This window comes from Helicobacter sp. 23-1045, assembly GCF_053654655.1.
In genome coordinates, this window is record NZ_JBSIUR010000029.1 from 1 (window position 1) to 776 (window position 776).

General features: G+C 42.4%; 1 protein-coding gene. It reads right to left on the reverse strand.

The genetic code is table 11. From position 1 onward, the window contains the following. Positions 1 to 776 (reverse strand): MBOAT family O-acyltransferase (locus tag ACWIUE_RS11895; protein WP_454137003.1); only part of this gene is annotated, 776 nt, incomplete at both ends.

The window sequence follows — 776 nt, forward strand, 5'->3', positions numbered from 1 at the left end:
ATAAACCACGCATAGATTCGGTGAATCACCATTGCAACTCCGTGCAACACTCCCCAAATCACAAATCCCCACCCTGCCCCGTGCCAAATACCACTTAAAAAGGCGACAATAAACAAATTTCGCAGAGTTAGGATTTTGGTTGCCATTTTATTTTTTAAATCATTTGCAATTCTAGTATCTTGCGCGAGATTCGTGGGTTGCGCCGAAAAATTCGATTGAGATAAGACTTGCGGTCTATCGAATGAGAATTTTTCAAGCTCCCGCGAAGGTCGTGTAAGAGACGAATTGCCCTTGCCACGATTGCCACCCAAAGGGATATAAAGGCACTCTTTTAAAAATCTCCCCAAAGTGATATGCCATCTGCGCCAAAATTCCGCGATATTTAGCGATTTGTAAGGTGAGTTGAAGTTTAGCGGTAGCACTATGCCAAACATTAGGGCAAGTCCCATCGCCATATCGCAATATCCGCTAAAATCAAAGTAGAGTTGAAATGTGTAGCTTAGCGAAGTCGCCCAAGATTCGGCGATATTTAGCACTCCGCCGTTTTCGACAATGCCAAATCCTGCATTTGCCCATTTGGCAAAGCTATCAGCGATAAAGACTTTTTTAAATAAACCAATGCTAAAAATAAAAATGCCTTTGGCTAGGTATTCGTAGTTGATTGTGTCATTGCGAGATTCTGCGACTTTGTTAAAAGTTGCAGAATCGTGGCAATCTATTGTGCTATTTAAATTATGGATTGCCGCGTTCGCTTCGCTCACTCGCAATGACGAATC